Genomic DNA, 24,262 nt, shown 5'->3' with positions numbered 1-24,262 from the left:
GAATTTGCAGGTTGCCCGTATTTAACGCTGACGCGCTGGGAGTTTATTTTAATCCTTTATAGCAAAAGTCCACATGTTCTTTTGGAGTAGGTTTTGTGGCTAGACTTACCACGACTGCTGCGATTGCTGCTATTGGCGTTGCAACAAGAATTGGATCTACAACGGTCCATGTTCCTGTTAGGATTGTATCGACCCCAAAGATTGCCTGTGAGATTCCAAGAGGTACAGCTTCTTTTGCGTGGACAAAAGTCAGCCAGAATAAACTGCTGAATGTACCGACTACAAGACTTGCAATTGCACCTTCTCTTGTCATTCTTCTCCAGAACAATGCTCCTGCGTACATTGGGAGAAATGCGGCTGCACAAAGTCCGAAGAAAATTGCTGTTCCTCTGGCGATGATACTTATCGGAAGGATGTAAGCAAGGATCACACTGATAATAATCGTAACAGAAATCCCAAGTCTTGTAACGGTTACAGTTTGCTGGGATTTTCCTTTCATCAGGAATTCCTTAAAGAAATCATGGCCAATTGCGGTTCCCATTGTGTGGTATTGTGAACTCATGGTTGACATTGCTGCTGCAAGGAGTGTTACCATGAAAATGACAACAAAAATATCCGGCATTGCGCTGTTGATATACTCAGGCATGATTGAATCCATGTTTCCGCCTGCTGCCACAAGGGCAATAACTCCTTGTGTTTCAAAGAAGTAAACATTTGAGAGTGCACCGACGATGTAAGCGACTCCTGCCATCATGAGAATGAATGGACCACCGACAAAGACTGCCCTGTTAAGGGATTTCTTGCTGTCTACTGTCATGAACCTAACTGCAAGCTGTGGCTGGGCAAGAACGCCTATTCCAACACCTAGAATAATGGTTGATACCATTGTCCACCATATGGGTGTACCGAATGTGGGCATCGAAGTCCAGCCTGTATGACCGCCTGCTGCCAGACCTTCCGGAACAAGACCTGCCATATTGGTGAGTGCCTGATGGGCTTCTACGATTCCCCCGAGTTTGGCATAGGTCAATGCGAGAAGGATTGTCATACCAACTATCATAAGTCCGCCCTGAAGTGCGTCAGTGTACATGACTGCCAGTAAGCCGCCGGTAATAACATAGGCAGCGACCATTACTGTGAGAATAAGGACCGCGATATCATAATCTATTCCAAGTGCGGTTTCCACAAACCTTGCACCGCCGATTAAAACAATTCCCGCATAGAGAGGCATGAAAAGTCCGATTAATGCACCGGAAAAACCCTGTATGAAACGTGACTGGAATCTTTTTCCGAGAAGCTCGGGGAAGGTTATTGCATTAAGATTGACACCCATGCGGCGGGTGCGGGACCCGAATATTGCGAAAGCAATGAAAATTCCCACTACTATATTCATGAATACAAGCCAAAGAGTTCCAAGACCAAGGGTTGCGGTAACTCCTCCAAAACCAATGATTGCTGCTGTGCTTATGAAAGCGGCACCGTAGGACAGTGCAAGAATTACAGGATGAACCTTCCTTCCGGCCAACATGTAGTCGTCTACTTCCTTGGTGCGTTTGTATGCTATCCATCCACACCAGAAAACAAGAAGAAGATACACAAGGATTACGAGTCCGAAGAGTGCTGTGCTTACAGCCATTATTCTTCCTCCTCTTCGTTCCATTTCAAAAGACCATACACTGCACATCCGATTGCACTCGCGATGCAGAGGATATATGCACTCCAGATATACGGATCGTCAATACCTAGCATTTAGCCACCTCAAAGTAACGGTTTGTGTTAGCAAGTAACATACTTGAAGCTTTGCATGCGGTAGCGTCAACCGGTGGCGAAAAAAGAGCAATAATGCTAAAAATTGTACAATAAAAAAGAAGAAAGATGGGGCTTACTTTTGCCCCTTGTAGCACAAGTCGAGATGTTCCTCAGGAGTAGGTTTTGTCATGAGGCTTACACCGATTGCTACGATTGCTGAGAGTGGAGTAGCTACCAGTATTGGATCTACTACTGTCCAGGTTCCGGTGAGAATTGTATCAACACCGAAGAGCGCCTGTGAAATTCCCAGTGGTACAGCTTCTTTTGCGTGGACAAATGCCAGCCAGAAGAGACTGCTGAAAGTACCTACCAGAAGACTTGCAATGGCACCTTCTCTTGTCATCCTCTTCCAGAACAATGCACCTGCATACATTGGAAGGAATGCTGCTGCGCAGATTCCAAAGAAGATAGCTGTTGCCCTTGCAATTATGCTGATAGGCAGGATGTATGCGAGAATTACACTTGCAATAATGGTAACGGAAATTCCAAGCCTTGTCATGGTAATGGTTTTTCCGGCGTTGCCTTTCTTCAGGAATTCGCGATAGAAGTCATGACCAATTGCGCTTCCCATTGTGTGATATTGTGAACTCATGGTTGACATTGCTGCTGCAAGCAGGGTTACCATGAACACTATTACAAACATGTCCGGCATTGCGCTATTGATGTATTCCGGAATAACCAGATCCTGATTTCCACCGGCTGCAGCGATTGCAATGAGCCCATCCTGTTGGAAGAAGTAGACGTTGGAAAGTGAACCAACAACAAAAGCAACACCTGTCATCATAAGAATGAAAGGACCGCCAACAAGCACTGCCCTGTTCAGGGATTTTTTGCTGTCCACTGTCATGAACCTAACTGCAAGTTGTGGCTGTGCAAGCACACCAATTCCTACTCCCAGAATCAGGGTGGAAACCAATGTCCACCAGATCGGCGAACCAAATGCAGGCATCGAAGTCCAGCCGGTATGTCCTCCGGCAGCCAGACTATCTGGAACAAGGCTTGCCATATTGGTTAGAGCCAGATGGGCTTCGGAAATGCCTCCAAGCTTAATGTATGTAAGTGCCAGAAGAATCGCCATTCCTATGAACATTAATCCTCCCTGCAATGCATCGGTATACATTACAGCGAGCAGGCCTCCTGTGATAACGTAAGCTGCAACAATAATCGCGAGGATTAATACTGCAATGTCATAATTGATTCCAAGAGTGGTTTCAACAAATCTTGCTCCTCCAATAAGGACAATTCCTGCATACAGGGGCATGAACAGGCCAATTACTGCTCCTGAAAAACCCTGTATGAAGCGTGACTGGAAACGTTTTCCAAGGAGTTCCGGGAAAGTGACTGCCTTAAGGTTAACTCCCATGCGTCTGGTTCTGGAGCCAAAGAATACAAAAGCGATAAAGATTCCTACGATGATATTCATAACAGCGAGCCACAAAAGTCCCATTCCAAGGACACCGGCAGCACCGCCAAAACCTACAATTGCGGATGTGCTGATGAAAGCCGCGCCGTATGAAAGGGCTAATATGACCGGGTGTACGTTTCTTCCCGCAACCATGTAGTCATCTACTTCTTTGGTACGCTTGTAAGCGAGCCAACCACACCAGAAAACAACCATGAGGTAGATCAGGACGATAACTCCCAGCAGGGGGGTACTGACAGCCATTATTCATCCTCCTCTTCTTCGTTCCATTTTAAAATACCGTATACTGCACATCCTATTGCACTAACGATGCAAAGAATGTAAGCACTCCAAATGTACGGATCATCTATGCCAAGCATTTTTTCACCTTATAACAATGTTAACATGATGTATGTTACCAAATAACATACATTAAAGTTTCTATAATTATATGGCTACTGATGTCAAAAAAGCAACAGTAATGAATATGTATGAGCATCAAAAAATATTAATTATTATTTAGACAACCGTTAAGTATAATTAAGTATTACGTCTTATTAAATAATTGTTATCAGCCTAAAAGTATTCAGACACGGGGGTACAAAGATGCCCCCTCCTCTCTTTTGTCGCAAATTGGCAATTTTCTATCAGAACTCTACAATTTCAGCTTCATTTGTCTCCGGATCCCAAAAGGCAAGTGTTCTTTTTCCGCTGAGGACACCACAACATTCTCCTGGATTGATTATCAGGCTTTTTCCAATTTTCTTAATCGATGTTTCGTGTGTATGTCCACGTACAACAAGATCGAAGTTTCCCGATTTTGCAAGAGAGTCAATGATGAGTTCATCGGTTCCGTGAAGAAGTGCTATTTTTCGGTTTTCAATTTCAATTGATGCAAAATCCCCGCATATATTAGTGCCGAATTCCTCGAACAATGTTTTTATGGTCATTTTATCTCCATCATTATTCCCGGAAACCATGTATAATTCAGGTTCCAGTTTGCTGAATGCACGGGCCATGAAAGGGGATACAAGATCTCCGGCATGCAGTACAGCAGTTAACTCGTTTTTATTGAGGATTTCAATTGCTTCTTCTGCAGCATTGAGATGGTCGTGAGTGTCTGAGATTATACCAATCATTATTCTTTCCTCTTTGGAATGCTATTCAGAGCTTGTTCCAATGATTTCATATAGCTTTCAAAGGCCTCATTGTTGTAACAAACAATCATTACATTCTCTATTTCATTACTATGTAATAAGAAATTGTGAATTGCTTTTATTGCAATTTTTGCAGCTCTTGTTACTGGAAAATGATAAACACCGGTACTAATTGACGGAAATGCAATAGTCTTTATCTCGTTTTTCACAGCAAGATTGAGGGAATTTGTGTAACATTGTTTCAGCAATTCATCTTCCCCGTGTTTCCCGTCTTTCCAGATAGGTCCTACAGTATGAATAACCCATTTCGCAGGAAGATTGTAACCTCTGGTTACCTTTGCTTCTCCGGTTTCACATCCTCCCAAAGCTCGACATTCTTCTAAAAGCTGTGGCCCTGCAGCCTTGTGAATTGCACCGTCAACACCACCTCCCCCAAGAAGGCTGTTGTTTGCAGCGTTCACAATTGCGTCAACATGCTGCTCCACGATGTCTCCCTTTATCACTTCGATTTTTGGATGTGCCATGAAAGAGAGGTGACCTCTGTTTGGATTAATAGCTATCGCCAGTTAAAACAGGAAAGCATCCAACACAAGAGTTGCAGCAAAAAGCAGTAGTCCAAGAGTTGCCAGCGGCAGAGTATAGTTGCAAATAACTTCCCTTATCGAATCTTTGGTTGTTCTCTGGATCAGCCAGAAATAAGGGTCTGTTACATATGAAACGATCAAAGTTCCTGCGGAAATCATAAGGATAAGCGAGGATGCTGTAAGCTCTGCTGCATATGAGCTCTGCGCGATAATCGAAGATGCAACAATTGCAGTCACAACTCTGGAACCCTGTGCGGTTTGCACAAGTGCTGCCAGAATGAATGGAATAACGATTATAGGGAATGCTCCTTCAAGTAAAAGGTAGGTATCGTCTGCAAGAGAGCTTGCAGCAATCACTCCTCCCAGGGCTCCGGCACCACAAAGATCAAGTAGAATTATGCCAGCATTCTTTGTTCCTTTTTCGAAAACAACACTGCGATTCTTTTCTTTGAGCAGAAAAAGGGAGAACAGGGCTGCAAGAAACATAGCCAGGTTGATATTTGTCAGAAGACTGAATCCCTGATAAGCATAGCCGATTGCAAGTAATAGTATTGGCAGAAGTATCGGAATCCACGCAATTCTCGATATGTTTTTAGCTAACTCATCACTGCCTTTCCATACATCTGCAAGAACATCCTTTTTCCAGAGTACAAGATAACCAATAATAAACAGTACAATTGAAGCAGGTAAGGTTATTCCATTAAAGGCGGCAACATTCTCAATTCCAAGGTTAGTAGTAATACTGTATAGCACAGGAAGGGGAAACAGGAGGACAAATGAGAGAGTACTGCCGATAGCTGCTGCATAGAAACATTTTTTCCTGACATGTTCATCCACTTTCAGGTTTTCCACAAGAGGCACCATTACAACATAGGCTGTCATGCAGCACATCAGTGGTATTGAAAGCAGGTAACCCACGATACCTGATGAAAGAGCCGGTTTTCCTGAAAGCTTCTCAATATCCGTAACGATTCTTGATCCGTATTTTTCCTGCCTGACAACCTGTGCGATGAGGGACCCGCAAAATATGGGAATTGCAAGTAGTGCAAATATTTTTCCGGCTCCCTGTGTCGTAAAAACAATTGTCATCTCCTGCATGCCGGAAAGAAAACCGTAAAAAAGTGCAGCTCCTGTCAGGGCGAAAAAGGGAGGTAGCCTGAAACGCCAGAGAATAGCAGTGATTCCAATGAGTGTAAGGGCGAATATCAGGATACTTTCCATTCTTGATTTCCTGTGTATTGGGAGTTGTACAATTTACTCACTCAATGTTGAAAATCTTCAGCAGATTTGTTCCGCTTCCGGATTCTGAGCTTGCACCCTGAGTAAGCACCACAAGTTCACCACAGTATGCAATGTCCATATCCTTCAGAATATCAATTGCCTGGTTTTCCCAATCCTCTTTTCCGTCTTTAACACAGATTGGGTATACGCCGTATGACAATGCAAGCTGCTCGCATATATCGGAATTTTTGCTCATTGCATATATCCAGCATTTGGGCTTAAATCTGGAAATATGACGTGGTGTTCGTCCGGAAACCGTTGGAGTGATTACATAGTCCACATTCAGCTTCTGGATGGCCTCATTCACCTGCAGAGCTATCACATCGCTTATGGACGAGTTAATATTGCCGAAATCGTCACCCAGGGTACAAACCGCTCCCTCATTATATTTTGCTCTGATGGAACTTGCGATTTTATCAATCCCTTTTGTCAGGATATCCAGGCCCCAGCCGGTTTCATTTCTCCAGCTTTCGGTCCTTTCGGCAATTTCAGCCATCATGCGAACTGATGCAACCGGGTATTTTCCGATTGTGGTTTCACCGGAGAGCATTACGGCATCGGTGCCATCAAGGATGGCGTTTGCGACATCGGTTACTTCAGCTCTTGTAGGACGGTTGTTTTCAATCATGGATTCGAGCATGTGGGTTGCGGTAATCACAGGTTTGCCCGCAAGATTCGCCTTGTGAATGATTACCTTTTGAAGTATTGGCACTCCTTCGATGGGAACCTCTACTCCAAGATCGCCTCGTGCAAGCATAATAGCATCTGCTTCTTCGATGATAGCATCGATATTCTGGACAGCAGTCTCTCTTTCGATTTTTGCTATCAGGTAGACATTTTTACCTTTACTTGCAGCAAATTCGCGGGCTTTTTTGACATCATCTGCTTTTTCTATGAATGAAAGGCTAAAGGTATGAATCCCTTCTGAAAGAGCGAAATCCATGAACTCCAGGTCTTTCTCTGTGATAGAATCGATAAAAAGCTTTGAACGGGGAAGATTCATTCCTTTATGTGATGATAGTATTCCTCCGACGAGAACTTCACACCTGGCACCTTTATCCGTTATTTCATGGCACAGTAGCTGGATAAATCCATCATTGAGGTATACATTCGAATTAGGTTCAAGACTGTCATATAGCTGGCTATAGTTGACAGGAATTATTTCCGAATTGCCTTTTACTTCATCCGTAGTTAAATAGACAAAATTCCCGGTTTCGATGTCAACGGGCTCATCACCCATGTCTCCAACTCTTATTCGGGGCCCGGGCAAGTCAACCATTATATTAACAATAGCATTAAGATCAGAGGCAGCTTTGCGGATATTTTTAATGGTATTTCGGTGCTGCTCAAGATCTCCATGGGAAAAATTCAGGCGGGCAACATTCAGGCCTGCAGGAATCAATTGCTTCAACTTACTTTCAGAAGATGAGGCAGGGCCGATTGTACATACGATTTTTGTCTGGTGTTCAGGAAGATCCATTTCTTTTACCCCGAAGAATAATTTATAGCAGTCTCAATCCTTATCTTCTTTCTTTTTCTTGTCGTCGGATTCCAGACGACACCATTGACTGACCTGCTTGTCAGCATCGGTCATTTCATCTTCAGGACCGACGAAAGATTCACACCAGTCTTCGATTTCTTCTTCGGTATCCTCTGCTTCCTTGTCAGTAATTTCATCTTTCTTTTTATCTGGATTGATATTTCCCACTTAAAACCCTCCCAATTGATGAATATATTTTATTTGTCCACCAATAAAGCTTTTTCAATTACAAAGCGCGCAGTGTACTCGTCAAGTTCGATGACCTTGCTTTCCAGTATTTCAATTCTCTTCTTGAAAAGTGGCGCATCCAGCACAAAACTCTCGAACTCCCCGCCTTCTCCGGCAACATTTAGTCCTATCTTTTCATTAAGCTTTACAAGCTTCTCAATATCTCCCTCGGCTATCTCTCTCCCAACCCAATTGCTGTTAAGCCCGTATGCTGCAATGCTGCTGAAAATGAATGAAAAACCATAATCAAGAAGTTCTCTCATTTCGTTCTCCTGATCCATGCCCCAGAGGGGAGAAAATGCTTCAATTCCAAGTTCCCTGCAGATGTTTTCTATCCTTTCTCTCTGGTAATTTGAATGCAAGGCACCGGTTATGATTCCCCTGATACCAAACTTATCTATTGCTTCCTGGAGTGCATTTTTCAGGTCTTCGAGCTCGACTTCCTTTTCCCCTTCGGTGTTCCATTCAATGAGTGGAATTTCCATCGCATCAGCCTGCATCTGTGCAAGATTGATATTTGGGGTATGGAACATGTATGAATCGGGATTCTGGCTCCTGATAGTGATGAGACATTTGATTGGATATCCTTTATCGTGCATAAGGTGAAGGGCATAGGTGCAGTCTTTTCCCGAACTGAAAAGCACGCCTAAAGGAGGCTTATCTTCATTTTTCAGACTTTCAAGATAATCGGATTTACAGCTATATCCATATTTTTTTGCCAGCTTCTCAATTGCTTTATCGGATCGGCTTCCGTATTGTGCTGCCTTTTTTGGCCTGTGGGTGGTTTCTTCAGTCATTCCAAGTTTCCCGGCTATCAGCCTCAAAACATATTTGTTCTCATCGTCATGCATTTTGCATTCATCAGGAAGTTCCAGTGCATATTCCATCACTTTCCTGTCAAGAAGCGGAGCCCTCATGATTATGCCACATTCTGAACCGATTAGTTCATCCCGGTAGGTATCACGAATATGGATATTCAGTGTATCGTTCAGGCATTCTTCTGAAAGGTTTTCAGCTGTTTTATGTCTGTTGTAGCCCCCAAACATCTCGTCGGCTCCGCTGCCGGTTAGAAGGACTTTAATCCCATCTTCACTGGCTGCCTTTGTTGCTGCGTAAAGTGCAAGGCCCACACCCACCATCGGAACGGATGTGGTCTCAAGAAGGGGAACAAGTTTTTGTAGATATTTTTCAGCCTGTTCAAGTGATAAGGTTGCTATTTTTAATTTGACCCCAAGTCTTTCTGCTGCTCTTCTTGCATGTTCCACGTCCGGGACTTCACTTTCTTCTCCAAAACCTGCTGTGTAGCAGGTAAATTGGGCTTCAGGATTCACCTTTTTACAAATAGTCGCAATTAATGATGAGTCCAGCCCTCCGGAAAACAGGATTCCGAACGGTTCATCTGGTATCCGGATATCAGTAGTTTCTTCCACCAGTTCCAGTAATTCTTTGGCTGCAGTATCACATTCTTTTTCTGCTCTGCTGAATCCGAAATTATGCGCCCTCTTAAAAGACTCACACGCTTTTTCTTCTGTATCAAAAACAAGAATTGTTCTGGGGTCCAGCTTTTCGGCATCCGTATCTGTTGGCAAGAATTTCTTTTCGGAAGCTGCTGCAAACCCGTTTTTGCAGGAATACCAGAGATTTTTTACCCCTTCGAGATCGCAGGAGAGAAATACGTAGTTATCAAGTTTGCCTATTATTGCATAAGATCCTCTCGCGTCCCGGAGAGTATTGTCCAGAGTTTCTGCAATGCTTTTTTTGGAAGGAGCAATTTCTTGAAGTTTTTTCCTGAGTATTTCTTTCAGGATTTCATTTGAACTGTTTATCCTTACTGCATACTTCTGCACCAGATGGTTAAGGTTTACAATATCGCAATCTAATACAATTGCATCTCCTGATGTATCTTTTTTTTTATCTGTTGATGCTTCAATTATGATATTCTTACAACCAAATTCCGGTTTAACTAGATGTGTATATTTCCAACCTTCTTTTTCAGAGTAGATACGGATGTTTGAATGATTGCGAGCATGCAATTTCTTATTCAGATCCTCCAAAAAAGAATTTTGTAGATTCAAATCAAAGTATGCGGCAATTCTGGTCATGTGGGATACTTCGCTGGAGTAGTAGGTAAATTGGAGTTTTTTGTAGATGTAATTTACAGCTTTTAAAGAAACAATAGGTATTTGAAGGTTAACGTTGACTATAACTTTTATCGTTATTGCTGCAATAACAGATTACATTAATGTGGTAGGCGTTTTATTGTGTCATCTGAAGACAAAACGGCTGAAAAATGGTTTCATATGGCCTTTCACTCGGAGTATCCCGAAGACAAAATCAAGTATTACTCCATGGTTCTTGAAGGTCCACGTGACCCACATCTCTGGAAAGATGAAGCAGTGGCTCTTGTGTGGGTAAATTAGGGTATTGCTCACTGTGATTTGAGTGAGTATGAATCAGCGATTGAATGCTTTGAAAAGGCTCTGGCTCTTGATTCAACTAATCCATTTGTCTGGTATAATAAAGGAGTTGCCTGCTCCAATCTTTATGATCTGGAATGCGCTCTTTCCTGTTTTGACGAAGTTCTCAAAATAGATCCTTCATATGACAATGCCTGGATAAACAAAGGCTTAATGTTGTGCATGCTTGGCAAACATCAGGATGCCATCAAATGCTATGAAAACATCTCTTTTGAAGGACATTCAATTTCGGATGAGAAAAAAGCTTTTGTCTGGAACAATAAAGGGATAGCCCATTCAAACCTGGAAGAATATGATGATGCTATCAACTGCTTTGCCCATGTTTTGCACATTGATCCTGATTACCATGACGCTAAATTAAACATGCAGAAAGTTATTCGAAAATTGTCTGAAAACGATAATAAAGTCTGATGCACTTCTTTATTTTCATTTATTTGGAATCAATAACTTTACTGTTGTTCCAATTCCTTCTTCGCTTTCTATTTCCAGTGTTATCATCAATTTTGAGATTAGAAACCTTCATTGCCTGCAAATCCAGTCACTTTTAATACTAAGAATCCCTTTATCTAAACCGGAAACAAATATCGCGAGGGATAACGAATTCTAGGTGATTTAAAAGATACCGTAAGAGTCAAAGTTCTTCCTGTTGCTGCCCGGATTCCTTTGTCTCCGAATACCCTGACTGTTCTTGGACTTGTTGTCAGTGCAATAGCAGCTTTTATGTTTGCAAGGGGTAGCATGATCCTGGGTGGCGTACTGCTTTTACTTAGTGGTATTTTTGACGTATTTGACGGAGCAGTTGCCCGCGCTTCGAATTTTACCACCCGGTTTGGGGGAGTTCTGGACTCCGTCTGTGATCGCTATGCAGATGCATTAATCTTTGCTGGTATCATTTATGGCCTTATTTCAGGAAATATGGTACAATCCCCTCTCCTTGGAATCGATGTCTGGCTTTGGGCTATGTTTGCAATGATTGGTTCTTTTTTAGTGAGCTATACTCGTGCAAGGGCTGAAGCTGCCGGTTCCGGTGTTTTAAATGTGGGAATTGCCGAGCGTTCCGAACGTATGATCCTTTTGATAATTGCTGCTTTCACCGGTTTCCTCGGACCGATTTTAGCATTCATTGCCCTTATCACTCATGTAACACTATTACAGAGGATTATTTCCGCAAAAGAGAGATTGTGAATAAAGGTTATATACCAAATTGCAGGTGTTTAACCTGCCTGATTGTTTTATACTACTCATATCAGAATTATTAAGAGGCCCTACAATGCGCTATTCCGCAGAAGTTACCGTTAAACTCAAAGCAGGGATGCTGGATCCTGAAGGTACCACAATCAAACGTGCTCTTGAACACCTTGGCTATTTCCCTGACAGTGTCCGGAGTGCAAAAGAATACCTTATTGAACTTGAAGCTGAGTCTTCCGACATGGCACGTGATCAAATTGACCAGATGTGCCAGAAATTAATTGCCAATCCTATTATCCATGATTATACCATTGATTTGAGGGAGATTGAATGAGCATCGCAATCGTGCAGTTTGGTGGAAGTAATTGCGACCTTGATGTACTGCATGTATTGAAAGATGTAGTGGGTGCAGATGCCAATCTTGTATGGTATAAGGATGCGGACCTCAGTGACTATGAAGGAGCAGTAATTCCAGGAGGTTTCTCCTATGGCGATTACCTGCGTTCAGGGGCTATTGCTTCCAGAACTCCAATAATGGATTCCGTTCGCAGAATGGCCGAAGACGGAAAACCAATACTTGGAATTTGCAATGGTTTCCAGATACTAACTGAATCAGGTCTTCTTGACGGTGCGCTTGCTACCAACCGCTATCCAAAATTCAGATGTGAATGGACATATCTCAGGGTTGAAAATACTAATACTCCCTTTACTTCCGGTTTTAAGGAAGGGCAGATTGTCCGTATTCCGATTGCTCACAAAGATGGCAATTATTACATCAATGACTTAGGGCTGGAAAATCTCGAAGAGAATAATCAGGTTGCTTTTCGATATGTCGATGAAAAAGGGAATGCTACAGGGGAAGCAAATCCAAACGGTTCCCGAAACAACATTGCGGGAATAAGCAATTCCGAAGGGAATGTAGTGGGTTTGATGCCACACCCTGAGCGTGCTTCTGAAGACATCCTCGGGTCTGCAGATGGCCTTGCAATGTTCAAATCAATGGTTGAACATTGCTGACATCCTTGGGTGGTGCGGCATCCTATTGTCACTCCACCACCAACACCAAACCTCCTTTTTTCCTTTTTAGGTTAGTTTCAAAGAAAGGCCTTTCTCCAGGACCAGCTCAGCTGGGGATATAATCAGTATCAGTTGCAAGGTGTACAAAAAGGAAAGTAACGCTTTTAAAGAATCCGGGATAGGTTATTGTATGGAAATTTGGAAATGTACAAAATGTGCTGTAAGAAACTGTTCCTTTGTATCAGAATCACATGACGAGCCAGATTTCAATGAAGCTGATATGATAGGTATGTGTCCTCATGGATTTGTGCCTAGCTGGAGGCAAGGTTCTTTTTTATGACTATTTTATGACTTTTTTTTCCTTGGTCTTCCAAGATGTTTCCCCCTTCCTTTTGCTGCAGTAATGCCTGCCTTCTGTCGTTCCTTCAATCTCATGAGCTCATAGCGTGCATCACCGAGTGCTTCCCAGGTTGCACGGAATGCCCAACTGAAAGATCTCCACTCTTTCACGAACGGTTCACACAGGCTGATAAGTTCGCATCCAGAATCTTCAAGGAGCTTCAAAAAAGAAACAAGTTCATAGTGATTTCTTCCCAGGCGATCAATACGATATACCCAGACTTCCGAGATATTGCCTTTTCTGATGAGCTCACACAGGTCCTGATAGGCCTTCCTGCCGTCATGTGTTCCGCTCTCGACATCTACAAGGATCTCATTTTTCCGGAAACCTGCAGAAACCAGAGCGTCAAGCTGAGAGTCCAGGTTCTGGTGATCTGCAGAAACCCTGGCATAGGCAACTTTACCAGGGTTGTGTATTCCTGGTTGCACAACCGTACTTTTACCGGCTGGCATTTCTCCGGATGTAGATATCTCCAGGCTGTGGCCTGTTTATTTCATCAACGATTGAAAAACCGATTTTGTCACCTTTTTTCCAGTTCTTCGCAACGACAAAAGACTTTGGTACTGTGACCGTGAATTTACCATCCGATCCCTGCTGTAAAATAGGCATGCAACAACATTGTATACAACAATAAAAAAACATTCGGAAATATCATTATTTAACCCTAAAAATAACGATATTTCCCATCTGCAGAAAGGTATACCTTTTCAGTCATCAAATCCAAGCTTCTTAGCAATGAATTTGATTCTGGCATTGTCATCTGTGAGCTTTTTGTACTCAACCTTCAGGTCTGGCTCAGGTTCCGGAACTGGCTGAGCTGCTACCCAGGCATCATAAGTAGCCTGGTCAACTTCCTCTGAATCAGGGACAAAGCCGTCATCATCGTAAGTTCCACATGTCCCGTCTGGTTTTCTCCAGTACTTCATTTAAAATCACCCAATTGCTATCCATTCCCAAGTATGGGAAGATGAGTTACAAGATATGGCATAGTCTACACCATCACCAACATAGAAATTAGTTGAATCTGGTGCGGTAACACTGCGAACGCTTTGGTTAACTGTATCTTGATAATGTATTCGAGCCCCACCATTTAGCTGTACCTGATTCCACCCTCTGTCCTGCGCCCGGATTAGTACCATTTTTGGAGTTCGACCAAGACCATGCGGAATAGCACGATTCTGAGTATTGTTTCCAACAAAGGAATCGGAGGAGATCACCGGGACATCTCCACCCATTGCAGCATCAATTAATGCCTCTGTCAGAGTGTCAATTTTGGCAGCTGTCACTGCATCATTTATTATTTTTGCAGTTGTAACTGCATCATCAGCAAGTCCGGTAGTGTCAACACTTCCAGGCAGAATCAATGCAGGATCTGAATATGTTCCCATAATCATTCTCCTGTGCTTTCTTCATCGATCCTGACGTCTCCGGAGCCAGAGCCTATTACCAGATACCTGGCAATCCTGGGATCCCTTCCATTCTCCCGGGAAAACTCAGCCCTTCCATTATTGAAGATAGGCGCACCGTTGGCAGTGCTGAGCTCCGGATCCACGCCCCAGTAGATTGTAGCCCCGGACAGGTTCGTGATGACGACAACGTCACGATCAGGATCCGGGTTTACAGCCATTTCCGGATCGGTTGTTACATTGAATGCTCGTGGTTTGTATACCATGATCAGTTCTCCTTCTTATGAACAAGCTCCAGCGTTGTGCTGATTTTTGTCAGTGTTTCAACCAGTTTCTGATTGAACTTGTAATCCCGATACATGAAATACGCAGCAACCACCACAGGCACACCGAGTATCTGTGCAACCCTTAACCAGAATTCAGCATCTAGCATATCTTTACCTCCTAAAAATCGAGATGGCCACAAATCCAGCAACGGCTACTGGAATGTATTTTGCATATTCCTCAAGGCCACCGCCTCCGGAGCCTGAGATCTTCAGGTATTCCAGGAGAGCTTTTTCCTTTTGTTCCTCAGTTAAATCCGGATTATCAAGGATTTTCTCGACTACATCATCACGGCTTATTTCAACGTCTTCTCCGGGTTCCTTTGTCAGGATATCCCTGACATAGGATGTGATGAGAACGGCTGATGAGAGCCATGCTATGAGCCTCACTAAGGCCATTGCGCCGGCTCCAATGACAACAGGTGCAACCATTTACATCACCACCACTAGCTTTGTCTGGTCCTCAATGTAGGCCTGTTTCCCTCCAAGGAGCTTCGCCAGCTTGCCTGCATACTTTGCAGCCCGTGAGCTGATAGGCCTTGAGAATTCGAAAACATACTCTTTGCCGGAGCTTCCGGAGCTTGAAGCTGGACCGGAAGTTACAGGAGCAGTGTCCTCTGTTTTCTGTTTCCTTTTGACACTTCCGCCGTTGGCCAGTGCTTCCTTTTGTTTCCTGGACAAATTTGTCCTTTCAGAGGTGATGTCCGTCCGTTTCCCAGAGGAATCCGGACGACTCCACACGATTGGTTTCTTCCCCATGGCTTTGCCTCCGGAAAAGGAAAAAAGATAGGCTTAGCCTATCTTCACAATGTCCAGGAATACAGTCTCGCTGGTGTCTGCAGACAAACTCAGGAATTCAACCTGAGGGATTGCAGTGTGCACGAAAGTACCCCATACACCAAGGTTTCCGTTGCGGAACATTGGGTGTTCAATGTCAGCGTTGCTGTCATAGGCAATACAGCCAGGACGTGCAGGAGTTTCCTGCATAATAAGCCTGGCAGCCTTTGCGCCTGCAGACTGAGCTCTCATTCCCACGATTGCATAACTTCCGGACTCCAGCTGCTGATCAAGTGTCAGTGTGCATGCAGACCATTTGTTTGCTGTAAGGGTTGTGGATGAAGTAGCCCTGACAGTCTGGATAGGCCTCCCAGCATACGGATTGCCATAATTTCCATCTCCCAGGAACACAACAGCAGTACAGAGGTTAGCAGCTGTAGTACCATCTGATGCCTGCAGATAGTTCAGGAATTCCCCTGAAACGAGCTGTACAGCTCTCTGCAGGAAGATGTCAATAGGAGTTGGAGAGCTTGGCTGGAGTGCTCCACCTGCAGCGATTGCCTCAAGGTTTGCAAGGTCCACCAGGGATGTCTTACGCAAGGATGGTGAGGAAAGACGAGCTGCTACAAGTACATCTGTTGCATTGCTCATTCCACCCCATGCAGCTATGAGCTGGTTCCATCTTGGCGGTACGGTGATGTTGTCACCATTTACGGCAACATGCGTATCTTCAAGGCCTGCAACATTGCTGAGTGCGGTTGTGCCTGCTCTTGATTCGTAGAATGCTATTGTAGTGAATCCCATTTACTTAGTACCCCCTGATAGCGTTTGATATTGCCGGGCCTCCGTGTGTTACTGCCGGCTTTGTTGCTTCTACCTGACGGGATACGGTAGATCCTGCGTCAAGTGCTCCTGCAATCTGCTTTGCACCTACGTAGTAGGCAATTGTCCTTACAATTGTTTTGATGTACTTGTCTTTCACTCTTGAAGCGATTACATCACCGATGAGGAATGCTGCAAGCCCTGAAAGAATATTCTGTGCCTGTGCTTTGATTCCTTCAAATGTGAGAGCTTCCAGGTCTGCCTTGATACCTTCCACTCCAACAGCCGCATAATACTCATAAAATGCATAGACAGCGGCAAGCTGTGGGAAGTATTTCAGCCATTTTGCACTTATTCCGATTGGTCTGCGTGCCATTACTTACCCTCCTCGAGGATCTTGTCTACATCGACTGTGACGGGTTCGTCTGCTTTTCCTTCGAGTGCTGCAACCCTTTCCTCTAAGGCAAGGATCTTGACTTCCATTTCACTCTGATTCATCTTTTCTTGGCCCCCTTGACCTTGCAGATCTTCCGGGCTTGCGCCAGGGATTTACCCTGTGCTTTCTTTTTCCGGACGCACTGCGCTTTGCGTAATCCTTTATTCATGCCTTTTTTTGCCATGAAATTCCTCCCTGGATTTTACCAGGTCTCAATTTCGAGAGGGGAAAATCAGAATAAAAACTTAACAAAAATAATGATATTTAACCCCAATAACAATGTTGAACAACATTAAAACCAGCGTTGGAAGTCTCTGATTAGCTTTTTTGCTTTCTTTTCGAGATGCCTGTCAACTGCCTGCAGGACAATATTGCTTTCTTTTGTAGGCCTGAAGCTCTCGACAAAATCCTTGGCCTTGGGACATGCCCCCGGCTCATTCCTGGCAGCGTCAATTATATGCTCCATCTGAGTTTCTGTCAGGCATACTTTTTCTTTCTTCATAGCTTCCCTCCAATCAAAAACAAAACGATAACAAGCACCACAATGAAGTAGTACAGTAAATCCGCCTCATCATCGCTCATAGACATACTCCCAGCATTATCCCTGTCTACATTCCGCAAATAAATGCGACAATCAGCATTAGCCCCATTCGATTCATAGACTCAACCCCACAAGAATTCCTCCCAGGAAACAGAGTGTCATCACGGAGAGCTATACTTTTGCTTCATGGAAGGTCATACTTCAACACCTGCAATATTAGCCAGAAGCCTGACAGCAATCACAACCAGCATCATGGCAGCATAGGCCGCTGCAGGAACCCACCAGACAGACCTGAAGAACTCGGATATCCCAAACAAGGCCTTTGCAAACTTGGACCGGCCTGCAGGCGTGGTGCTCTTCCTTCCAAAGACGTTCTCTTTCACGTAATCCCTGGCAATGGATCCGGCAATTTCCCCCACATCAATGCCAAAATTATTCTTGATGTCTTCTACCATTGCAGTGGAAGCATTGGGCCTTTCAACCTGTTCAGTTGTGGCAGGTAATTGTTTCATGTATTTTCCTCCTGCATGTCTTGCACTTGCATGTAATAATCAACGAAATTTTCAGGGTTTTTTCTGATTTCATCGAAAATACAACATACAACAGCTGTCCTGATCTCGGCCATTACAAGGTCAAGGCGATCAGTGTACTTTTTCGCAGTCCTGTAATTGATTTTAAGTTCCTGGGAAATAGCGTATGCTTTCTTTCCATCCAGGTACAAGTCAAGAATTTGTTTCTGCAAGTCTAGTGCAAGTACCATACAAGAGTCAAATTGATGACTTGTACTTTTGTAGATATCGAAAATAACGATAATTAACCCCAAAAATAACATTGTAAAAAACGGTGTTCCGATTGAGGTCGGAACACAAAGGTAAAAAATTTTATATCAATTTTCATCAGAAACTATCAGATTGATAGGATCCTGTCAGGGGGATAATTTCTGATCAAGACGTTTGGCAATTCTGTTTACAAATTGGAAATAATGGTCACGTCTTGCAAGTAAGAAACCGTAGCTTGTACCTAGCAGAATCAGATGCAATTTTCTGGCTTCATCTTCCGAGAGCTCCAACTGGATTGACATAGCTCACCTCCTGGGCAAATGGTATCAATGTGCTCTGCTTTGAATCGATTCTCAAGAGCTTTGGAATATACTGCAGGTATGCCTGCCTAAGCTCTTCGGTTTCGATGTCGTCATAGTCATCCATGGCTTTTGTGGTGACATCTCCCCGGAGCTCCATCCGGAACTCGCGGGACATGCCTGCACGTCTCAAGTGAGTTGTAAAGAAATGCCTGAAACAGTGCGGAGTGAACTTCTGGATAAGTGGCCCGTCTGGATTATGTATGCCAATAAGCTGTGCGTAATAAGTGACCAGGTCATAAGGTCCGTTTCGGCTCATCCGGAAACCTTCAGGAGATATCCAGAGTGCATCGTCAACCCTTGCCCGTGGTTCTCTCCATTCCAGATATTGATGCAGTACATAGGCAGTTTCAGCATCCAGGAATCCCCGACGGTTTGTCCTTTTGGCTTTTCCAGGAACTATGAATTCCATTTTCTCAAGATCCAGATCTGCGAGATTCATTGCAAGGAGCTCTCCTTTACGCATTCCTGTTTTGGCTGAAAAGAACATGTAGGCCCAGGCTACAATATCTTTCTCAAGAAGAGCACGTTCCAGGAGTTCCATCATCACGGGAATGCTGACAACTTGCCTGCTATTTTCTCCTCCTCTCTGCAGTTTGATCTTGAGGTATCTTTTCCGGAACATCGGCACAGGGTTTGAGTCTATGTATTTTTCCCACACAAGGAAGTCATAGAAAGAGGATATCGCTGTAAAATAGGCCTTGAGGGTTGCCGGAGCAACTCCCTTGCGTCTCTGGCGCCCGACGGTATAATCCATATTTTTGAGATATACCAGGAATGAACGCAAATCGCTCATCTGGATATCCAGAGGATCTTTTCCATTCTGCGTTAAGTGCAGGAGAAAAAGGCCTACATTGCTTCGATACGTTGCGATGGTTTGAGGAACAAGATCCCTCGCTGCACATTCTTCTAAGAATTCATCGTAGTACAAATACATGTTAAAACCCCGTTCCCCTCAACACATTGTTAAGCGTTCTACAAAGTTAACTTTTAAACCTATTTTCCACATTCCAAGCATTTTCTCCTGCCGAATGTAGATCACTCCTTCCTGCTTGAGCTTGGCAAGAAGTTCATTGATACCTACGGCTGAGATCTCGATCTGTTCGCAGAAGTCATACATGTCTCTGAAGTACCGGTATTTCTCGCCAGTTTTCTCATAGTGACTGGCCAGTGCCAGTACTACTACTCTCTCTGGCTCTGTGACATCCGGATCGGAGGTATAGAGGGAAAGATTGAGTTGTCTTGAGGAATCGGTTGTGTAAGATTTATTGGACTCTTCTGTTACTCTTCTGTTACTCTTCTGTTCCTTTTCTGTTACTCTTCTGTTACCAAGTTTAGTATTAGTATTAGTAGAGAGTATTTCAGTGCCAAGCGGAGTGATTTTCCAGCTCCATCTTTCGATCCGATCTATGCATCCATAATTGTACAAGCGATAAAGATAGACTTTAGTGTACGCATATCCTCGATCTATTTTTCCTGCAATTTCGGGGCCGGTTAAGACGGTGTTCTGTAATTCAGAAAGGATATCCAGGGAATATCCCCGGATCCTGTTTGTTTGCACAGTAGTAGGAGTAGTAATGCAGGCTCTGAGCTCAGTCACTGGATCCCCTCTTCCTTGAGGATGTTGTTGAGAGTAACGACACTCATGTGCATTTCCTCACACACTCGCCTTTTTTTACCGTTGAAAACATGGTATAGTTTGAGTGCTTTTGCCTTTCTTTTAGGAGAGGTTTTCCTGGAACTTCTTGCGCTGAAGTTCCGAAGCTCGGCCCACCTCTCAGCTTCTTCCATGGTAAGCTGCAGGGCCATTATTCCACTCCTGCAGAAAAATCAGTGAGCTTTGAGCTCTGGTACGTACGGCGCCTTAACCTCATTGAAGACCTGCGAATCTGCAAGGATCTGGCCTTTCCGTAGATGCTGTACTTTGTCCTGGAAAGTTGTTCCCCGATTTCCGAAACCTTGAGCGGAGAGCTTTGATATAGCTCTTTCAAAGTATCCGTTTCCTCGTCAGTCCACTTCCTCATCACAGGGATCCCCTCGTGGCCTCGTTCACCTTTTCCGCAATTCTCAGAAGTGCCTGATCTATGGTGAGAGGGGGCAGCTCCTCCACTTCCATATATTCCGGCAGGAATTCGATCCACATGCTCACATCTCCAACTGGATCCGGAGATCGACACTCAGGACACGGTCACCAGCGTCGACTTGTTCCTGTACATTCACGATTTCATAATCCAGTGCACCGAGCTATTCCTGAGCGCATTCTGCAATATACTCAAGAAATGTGGGAGGTACTTTGCTCATACCTTCAGCTCCTGCAGTTCTTCAACATGTGCGAGGATGACAAGAGGACTCAGGCCATTTTCATGGCAGAATTCCCGGAGCTTCCTCTTCTCTCTCAGGAACTCATATTCCTTTTTAATGACCTGGAAAATATGATCAGTCATTACATACTTTTGACTGTCCTTTCCGTGTTCCTTTATCATGGAAAGAAGAGTCTCACTACTATTGTCAAGAATTGCTTTCAGGAGCTTTTCACGTGCCGTTACAAAGCTTACGCTATCCGTTTGTTTGTTTTCTTCTGTCATGTTTCGTACTTTCCTTCAACTAGTAGAGGTCCGTCAAAACCTCTCTAAAAAAAGCGATATAATTATCAATATATATAACTTTGGAAAATTAGCGGAAGCTTATATATAGAACTGGAAACAATCTATCTTTGCCGGTGCATCGTGCGTCAACGCGAGGGCCTGCCAAAATTTACTTTAATCGGTCTGCCGATTCATGTTTCGTGCGTCGGCAGGCCCAAGCACCAGCCCAAGGATGTTCAAATCAATGGTTGAACACATAAAGTGATTATTTGTTTTCCAGGCACTGCTCGGCAGTCTTCCAGGAATGGCGGACAAAATCGGGCAGGCTTCCATTTTCTTTAACCCAGTTATCAAGAAAATCTTTTGTTTTCCTGTCAGATGGATACCCACTTCCAAAATCTTTTCCAATACTTTTCTTAAGCTCTTCAATACGCCTGTCGCGAGTTACTTTTGCAACAATAGAAGCGGCAGAAACAATGGGGTACTTATCATCTGCTTTGTGTTCGGAAACAACCGTAAGTGGCTTTCTCACATTTACCGTATAACTTTCGGTAAGTTTTTTCCCGAAACGCTCTGCCTTAACATCTGCGGCATCCACGTATGCAGTATCAGGTTGTAAGTTTTCAAGAACCTTTGAAAAACCCATCACCGTAATCTCATTCATGGTCATTATTTTCCGCAATTCATCTATTTGGGATGGACTAATTTCGAGAACAAAAGTCTTTGATGCATATTTTTCAATTTTGAGAAAAAGATCTTCTCTTCGTTTAGGGCTTAGTTTTTTGGAATCCGCAACTCCAAGATTCTTTATTGAATGGAGATTTTCTTCATCTGTCAGAACTCCTCCAATACACATCGGGCCGATAACCGGCCCCTTTCCGGCCTCGTCAATTCCTGCTACTTTCATATTCCCTCATCAGATGAACATAGTAAATATGACATAAGCAAAGGTCATCATGATAATTGAATGTTTCAGTCCTGCGAGGATTCTTCCTTCACCCATTGCACCTGCCATCAGGCCTGAGCTCAGTCCCTGAATTAGGGCTGCATGTTTGAAAAGGCGTGTGTAATCTTCAAGATTAAAACTTGTAATGAATCCACCACTTGCTCCGGATGATGATATTTGTTCACCTGCCCGTGCCATTTCAGTAAGGAATGTTGTGGAAATAACGTAGATGACTCCTACGAAAACAAGGAACGAAATATAGATGATGACAATGTAAATCATCATATTCATTGCACGTTCACGTTTCATATCCTGTTCGGAAGCAGCATCCCTGGCGGCTACCCTGAGCACTTCCCCGATATCACCGCTTGATTCATTTGCTTTGGTAATCAGGGTAAATGATCTGGATACCACCTGTGTCCGGAGACGGTTTGCAAAACGAATCAATCCGTCATTAATCCCCAGTCCCCAATCAATATCTCTCCAGACTTTCCGTACTTCCTTGCTGATTTCATCGGTTTCGGTTCTTGCAATGAGTTTGATGGATTCCTGAAGGGTCATTCCAGTTTCGTTTGTGCTCGCAAGCCTTTTGAGCAAATCAGGGACGCTTCGTTCCAGTTTTTTCAGCCTTCTGGATTTGATTTCAAAGAATATGGCTAATGGTAGTATCATCAAAAATGCGCCAAATACAATGTAATCATCTGCAAAATCAACAATTTCAGCGGGTCCGTTCAGGGTTCTTATGTTCAGCAGTAATGGAAGAACCATAACCATGAGACCCAAGGGTCCGAAAATTCCGAGTGAATAAACTGGATTTTCCAAAAACGGTTTTACCGGGTTTTTGATGTATCCCTTTAACTTTAAGTTCTTTTTTGATTTGATAAAATTCTCGTAGTTTTCCCTTTCTGCAATATTTTCTTCCGATTCTTCAAGTGGGTTGCCATTTTCATCAAAAGCAGGCTGCAGATGCTCGGGAATTTCAGGAATTCCATGGTCCAAGTTTTCTCTTGTCTTTAATAATTCAGGATCCGCAAGTTCACCGGGTGTAATAATGCTGATCATCACTACAAACATGATAGAGCCGATTGGGAGCACGGCGTAGATGATGGCATAAACCATGGTGTCAGATCCGGATCCCATGACAGACATCATAACTCCAAGAATTATGATAAACAGGGGTCCTGCGACAAAAGCAGTTACGTATGATTCTGCCAGTAAGGCAAGGGTCTCAAGGAATCCTTTCTGGTCTACAACAGCTTTTTGGAGATAGTTTTCTGATTTGTCCTGGAAGTATTTTGAAATGTCTCCGCCACTGTCAATTATTGTAAGGAGGTTATATAGTAAATCCTGCATTCTGGTGGAGGGTGTGGTTTCAGACACATTTGCAATGGCTGTACGCAAATCATGCCCAAAATAATCCATTTCCCTGAGTATGGTGTCAATCTCTTTTGACACTTCTCCATACGTATTTTCGGATTTTGCCAGGGAACGGAAAACCTCTATGATGTTCATTCCGCCTTTGCTCAGGGCATACATGAAGGTAACGGCATAGGGTAATTGCTGATCAATTTCATTTTTTCTCTCTCCTGCCTGGAATGAAGGATAAAGCATGAAAAGTGCATATGTGATTCCTCCAAAGAAAACAACCGAGAAAATTACAAGAAATGCGCCCAGGATGACATCCCTGAATACTAAGAGCCATGCAAATGACTCGTTAATCCTCACGTTGGTCAGCTGCTCTGGTAATCCGAAAACAACGAAAACAAAGTACGTAAGAGTGAGCCCTATAACCATTCCAACAAATGCCGTAACTAGGGAATAAAAGAGTGCACTGGATACGTACATCTCATATGAAGTAGGAACTCGTGCCTGTTTGAGTTGTAGTTCGAGGCTGGCATATTTTTCCCGGCGGTTACGTATTCGATCTCCCAGTAAGGTGAACGGTATTTTCTGTAAAATATGGAAAAGATTGCTTTCGCCGGAATCCTGCTTTGGATCCTTTGTTTTGCCTTTCAGTTTTTTCTTTATCTGCTCAAAACTGAATTTTTTCTTACTTCCCTTTTGTTTCAGTTTGGGCTTGTTCTCAGGTGCACTGGTTAGTGCAGCTTCATTATCAGACTCAGAAGTGTCCTCTCCGGCAGCATTTTCCGGGTTTGGAAGGTCGATTTTTTCTTCTTCAGGTCCTGTCACAGTTACCCCACCGGC

The 24,262-nt window shown here is 43.6% G+C and carries 37 protein-coding genes; 4 read left to right on the top strand and 33 right to left on the bottom strand.

From position 1 onward, the window contains the following. Nucleotides 1-43: 43 nt before the first annotated feature. The 10 genes from J2755_RS03425 to J2755_RS03390 form a co-directional block, all read right to left on the bottom strand. Nucleotides 44-1,636, bottom strand: coding sequence for a sodium:solute symporter family protein (locus J2755_RS03425; protein ID WP_209679673.1), 1,593 nt, complete (start codon nucleotides 1,634-1,636; stop codon nucleotides 44-46). Then, complete coding sequence (locus J2755_RS11525) at nucleotides 1,636-1,749, bottom strand: symporter small accessory protein (protein WP_342591044.1); 114 nt, start codon at nucleotides 1,747-1,749, stop codon at nucleotides 1,636-1,638. The genes J2755_RS03425 and J2755_RS11525 overlap by 1 nt, the downstream gene beginning before the upstream one ends. A gap of 133 nt (nucleotides 1,750-1,882) precedes the next feature. Further along, nucleotides 1,883-3,475 carry a sodium:solute symporter family protein gene (locus J2755_RS03420; protein WP_209679670.1) on the bottom strand — a complete coding sequence of 531 codons (1,593 nt, stop codon included), beginning with the start codon at nucleotides 3,473-3,475 and terminating at the stop codon, nucleotides 1,883-1,885. Further along, on the bottom strand, nucleotides 3,475-3,591 hold the full coding sequence (locus J2755_RS11520; protein ID WP_342591043.1) for a symporter small accessory protein: 117 nt from the start codon (nucleotides 3,589-3,591) through the stop codon (nucleotides 3,475-3,477). The genes J2755_RS03420 and J2755_RS11520 overlap by 1 nt, the downstream gene beginning before the upstream one ends. Before the next feature lie 267 nt (nucleotides 3,592-3,858). Further along, nucleotides 3,859-4,350: a metallophosphoesterase gene (locus tag J2755_RS03415; RefSeq protein WP_209679667.1), complete on the bottom strand. Its 492-nt coding sequence runs from the start codon at nucleotides 4,348-4,350 to the stop codon at nucleotides 3,859-3,861. After that, nucleotides 4,350-4,892, bottom strand: coding sequence for an O-acetyl-ADP-ribose deacetylase (locus J2755_RS03410; RefSeq protein WP_209679665.1), 543 nt, complete (start codon nucleotides 4,890-4,892; stop codon nucleotides 4,350-4,352). Before J2755_RS03410 ends, J2755_RS03415 begins: the two co-directional genes overlap by 1 nt. 42 nt (nucleotides 4,893-4,934) lie before the next feature. Further along, the gene (locus tag J2755_RS03405) at nucleotides 4,935-6,173 is read right to left on the bottom strand and encodes a GntP family permease (protein WP_209679662.1); all 1,239 of its coding nucleotides are present in this window, start codon (nucleotides 6,171-6,173) and stop codon (nucleotides 4,935-4,937) included. Nucleotides 6,174-6,210: 37 nt separating this feature from the next. Beyond that, complete coding sequence (gene pyk / locus J2755_RS03400) at nucleotides 6,211-7,713, bottom strand: pyruvate kinase (protein ID WP_209679660.1); 1,503 nt, start codon at nucleotides 7,711-7,713, stop codon at nucleotides 6,211-6,213. Between the two features lie 33 nt (nucleotides 7,714-7,746). Next, nucleotides 7,747-7,941 (bottom strand): hypothetical protein, encoded by a 195-nt coding sequence (locus J2755_RS03395; protein WP_209679658.1) that lies wholly within the window; start codon nucleotides 7,939-7,941, stop codon nucleotides 7,747-7,749. Between the two features lie 29 nt (nucleotides 7,942-7,970). Beyond that, on the bottom strand, nucleotides 7,971-10,103 hold the full coding sequence (locus J2755_RS03390; protein WP_209679656.1) for a diphthine--ammonia ligase: 2,133 nt from the start codon (nucleotides 10,101-10,103) through the stop codon (nucleotides 7,971-7,973). 336 nt (nucleotides 10,104-10,439) lie between these two features. On the opposite strand from J2755_RS03390, the gene J2755_RS03385 reads away from it, so the two are divergent. The 4 genes from J2755_RS03385 (at nucleotide 10,440) to purQ (ending at nucleotide 12,683) form a co-directional block, all read left to right on the top strand. After that, nucleotides 10,440-10,889 (top strand): tetratricopeptide repeat protein, encoded by a 450-nt coding sequence (locus J2755_RS03385; RefSeq protein ID WP_209679655.1) that lies wholly within the window; start codon nucleotides 10,440-10,442, stop codon nucleotides 10,887-10,889. 252 nt (nucleotides 10,890-11,141) lie between these two features. Then, nucleotides 11,142-11,663, top strand: a complete 522-nt coding sequence (locus tag J2755_RS03380) for a CDP-alcohol phosphatidyltransferase family protein (RefSeq protein ID WP_245312629.1) — start codon at nucleotides 11,142-11,144, stop codon at nucleotides 11,661-11,663. Nucleotides 11,664-11,748: 85 nt separating this feature from the next. Beyond that, on the top strand, nucleotides 11,749-12,000 hold the full coding sequence (gene purS / locus J2755_RS03375; protein ID WP_209679652.1) for a phosphoribosylformylglycinamidine synthase subunit PurS: 252 nt from the start codon (nucleotides 11,749-11,751) through the stop codon (nucleotides 11,998-12,000). Continuing rightward, on the top strand, nucleotides 11,997-12,683 hold the full coding sequence (purQ, locus tag J2755_RS03370; protein WP_209679650.1) for a phosphoribosylformylglycinamidine synthase I: 687 nt from the start codon (nucleotides 11,997-11,999) through the stop codon (nucleotides 12,681-12,683). Before purS ends, purQ begins: the two co-directional genes overlap by 4 nt. Nucleotides 12,684-13,028: 345 nt before the next feature. Here purQ and J2755_RS03365 read toward each other — a convergent pair whose 3' ends face one another. From J2755_RS03365 to J2755_RS03265, 23 genes are all read right to left on the bottom strand, one after another. Continuing rightward, complete coding sequence (locus tag J2755_RS03365; protein ID WP_209679648.1) at nucleotides 13,029-13,535, bottom strand: recombinase family protein; 507 nt, start codon at nucleotides 13,533-13,535, stop codon at nucleotides 13,029-13,031. After that, the gene (locus J2755_RS03360; RefSeq protein WP_209679645.1) at nucleotides 13,522-13,692 is read right to left on the bottom strand and encodes a hypothetical protein; all 171 of its coding nucleotides are present in this window, start codon (nucleotides 13,690-13,692) and stop codon (nucleotides 13,522-13,524) included. Before J2755_RS03360 ends, J2755_RS03365 begins: the two co-directional genes overlap by 14 nt. A 98-nt stretch (nucleotides 13,693-13,790) precedes the next feature. After that, the gene (locus J2755_RS03355) at nucleotides 13,791-14,009 is read right to left on the bottom strand and encodes a hypothetical protein (RefSeq protein ID WP_209679642.1); all 219 of its coding nucleotides are present in this window, start codon (nucleotides 14,007-14,009) and stop codon (nucleotides 13,791-13,793) included. A gap of 6 nt (nucleotides 14,010-14,015) precedes the next feature. Then, nucleotides 14,016-14,471 (bottom strand): hypothetical protein, encoded by a 456-nt coding sequence (locus J2755_RS03350; RefSeq protein WP_209679640.1) that lies wholly within the window; start codon nucleotides 14,469-14,471, stop codon nucleotides 14,016-14,018. A gap of 2 nt (nucleotides 14,472-14,473) precedes the next feature. Then, the gene (locus tag J2755_RS03345; RefSeq protein ID WP_209679637.1) at nucleotides 14,474-14,755 is read right to left on the bottom strand and encodes a hypothetical protein; all 282 of its coding nucleotides are present in this window, start codon (nucleotides 14,753-14,755) and stop codon (nucleotides 14,474-14,476) included. A gap of 2 nt (nucleotides 14,756-14,757) precedes the next feature. After that, a complete protein-coding gene (locus tag J2755_RS03340) occupies nucleotides 14,758-14,922 on the bottom strand; it encodes a hypothetical protein (RefSeq protein WP_209679634.1) in 165 nt (54 codons plus the stop codon). Between the two features lie 4 nt (nucleotides 14,923-14,926). Further along, nucleotides 14,927-15,244, bottom strand: coding sequence for a hypothetical protein (locus J2755_RS03335; protein WP_209679630.1), 318 nt, complete (start codon nucleotides 15,242-15,244; stop codon nucleotides 14,927-14,929). Continuing rightward, the gene (locus tag J2755_RS03330) at nucleotides 15,245-15,571 is read right to left on the bottom strand and encodes a hypothetical protein (protein ID WP_209679629.1); all 327 of its coding nucleotides are present in this window, start codon (nucleotides 15,569-15,571) and stop codon (nucleotides 15,245-15,247) included. Nucleotides 15,572-15,604: 33 nt separating this feature from the next. After that, complete coding sequence (locus J2755_RS03325; protein WP_209679626.1) at nucleotides 15,605-16,393, bottom strand: hypothetical protein; 789 nt, start codon at nucleotides 16,391-16,393, stop codon at nucleotides 15,605-15,607. 4 nt (nucleotides 16,394-16,397) lie between these two features. Next, a complete protein-coding gene (locus J2755_RS03320; RefSeq protein ID WP_209679623.1) occupies nucleotides 16,398-16,787 on the bottom strand; it encodes a hypothetical protein in 390 nt (129 codons plus the stop codon). Further along, complete coding sequence (locus J2755_RS11430; protein ID WP_280954362.1) at nucleotides 16,787-16,909, bottom strand: hypothetical protein; 123 nt, start codon at nucleotides 16,907-16,909, stop codon at nucleotides 16,787-16,789. The genes J2755_RS03320 and J2755_RS11430 overlap by 1 nt, the downstream gene beginning before the upstream one ends. Next, the gene (locus J2755_RS11425; RefSeq protein ID WP_280954361.1) at nucleotides 16,906-17,031 is read right to left on the bottom strand and encodes a hypothetical protein; all 126 of its coding nucleotides are present in this window, start codon (nucleotides 17,029-17,031) and stop codon (nucleotides 16,906-16,908) included. The genes J2755_RS11430 and J2755_RS11425 overlap by 4 nt, the downstream gene beginning before the upstream one ends. A 108-nt stretch (nucleotides 17,032-17,139) precedes the next feature. Next, a complete protein-coding gene (locus J2755_RS03315; protein ID WP_209679620.1) occupies nucleotides 17,140-17,349 on the bottom strand; it encodes a hypothetical protein in 210 nt (69 codons plus the stop codon). 233 nt (nucleotides 17,350-17,582) lie between these two features. Continuing rightward, nucleotides 17,583-17,900, bottom strand: a complete 318-nt coding sequence (locus tag J2755_RS03310) for a hypothetical protein (RefSeq protein ID WP_209679618.1) — start codon at nucleotides 17,898-17,900, stop codon at nucleotides 17,583-17,585. Then, nucleotides 17,897-18,148, bottom strand: a complete 252-nt coding sequence (locus J2755_RS03305; RefSeq protein WP_209679615.1) for a hypothetical protein — start codon at nucleotides 18,146-18,148, stop codon at nucleotides 17,897-17,899. Before J2755_RS03305 ends, J2755_RS03310 begins: the two co-directional genes overlap by 4 nt. A 165-nt stretch (nucleotides 18,149-18,313) precedes the next feature. Next, nucleotides 18,314-18,469, bottom strand: a complete 156-nt coding sequence (locus J2755_RS03300) for a hypothetical protein (protein ID WP_209679612.1) — start codon at nucleotides 18,467-18,469, stop codon at nucleotides 18,314-18,316. Then, entirely contained in the window at nucleotides 18,438-19,463 is a 1,026-nt protein-coding gene (locus J2755_RS03295) for a tyrosine-type recombinase/integrase (RefSeq protein WP_209679609.1), read from the bottom strand. The genes J2755_RS03300 and J2755_RS03295 overlap by 32 nt, the downstream gene beginning before the upstream one ends. Before the next feature lie 18 nt (nucleotides 19,464-19,481). Beyond that, the gene (locus J2755_RS03290; protein WP_209679607.1) at nucleotides 19,482-20,126 is read right to left on the bottom strand and encodes a hypothetical protein; all 645 of its coding nucleotides are present in this window, start codon (nucleotides 20,124-20,126) and stop codon (nucleotides 19,482-19,484) included. Continuing rightward, nucleotides 20,123-20,335, bottom strand: coding sequence for a hypothetical protein (locus J2755_RS03285; RefSeq protein WP_209679604.1), 213 nt, complete (start codon nucleotides 20,333-20,335; stop codon nucleotides 20,123-20,125). Before J2755_RS03285 ends, J2755_RS03290 begins: the two co-directional genes overlap by 4 nt. Then, entirely contained in the window at nucleotides 20,335-20,667 is a 333-nt protein-coding gene (locus tag J2755_RS03280) for a hypothetical protein (RefSeq protein ID WP_209679602.1), read from the bottom strand. The genes J2755_RS03285 and J2755_RS03280 overlap by 1 nt, the downstream gene beginning before the upstream one ends. A 156-nt stretch (nucleotides 20,668-20,823) precedes the next feature. Continuing rightward, nucleotides 20,824-21,111, bottom strand: coding sequence for a hypothetical protein (locus J2755_RS03275; protein ID WP_209679598.1), 288 nt, complete (start codon nucleotides 21,109-21,111; stop codon nucleotides 20,824-20,826). A gap of 265 nt (nucleotides 21,112-21,376) precedes the next feature. Next, nucleotides 21,377-22,018: a ribonuclease HII gene (gene rnhB / locus J2755_RS03270; RefSeq protein ID WP_209679595.1), complete on the bottom strand. Its 642-nt coding sequence runs from the start codon at nucleotides 22,016-22,018 to the stop codon at nucleotides 21,377-21,379. A 9-nt stretch (nucleotides 22,019-22,027) separates the two neighbouring features. Then, on the bottom strand, nucleotides 22,028-24,247 hold the full coding sequence (locus J2755_RS03265) for a type II secretion system F family protein (RefSeq protein WP_209679591.1): 2,220 nt from the start codon (nucleotides 24,245-24,247) through the stop codon (nucleotides 22,028-22,030). Nucleotides 24,248-24,262: the final 15 nt, after the last annotated feature.

Source organism: Methanohalophilus levihalophilus, from assembly GCF_017874375.1.
Taxonomy (GTDB): Archaea; Halobacteriota; Methanosarcinia; order Methanosarcinales; family Methanosarcinaceae; genus Methanohalophilus; species Methanohalophilus levihalophilus.
This window is presented reverse-complemented; position numbering and strand designations above follow the sequence as displayed.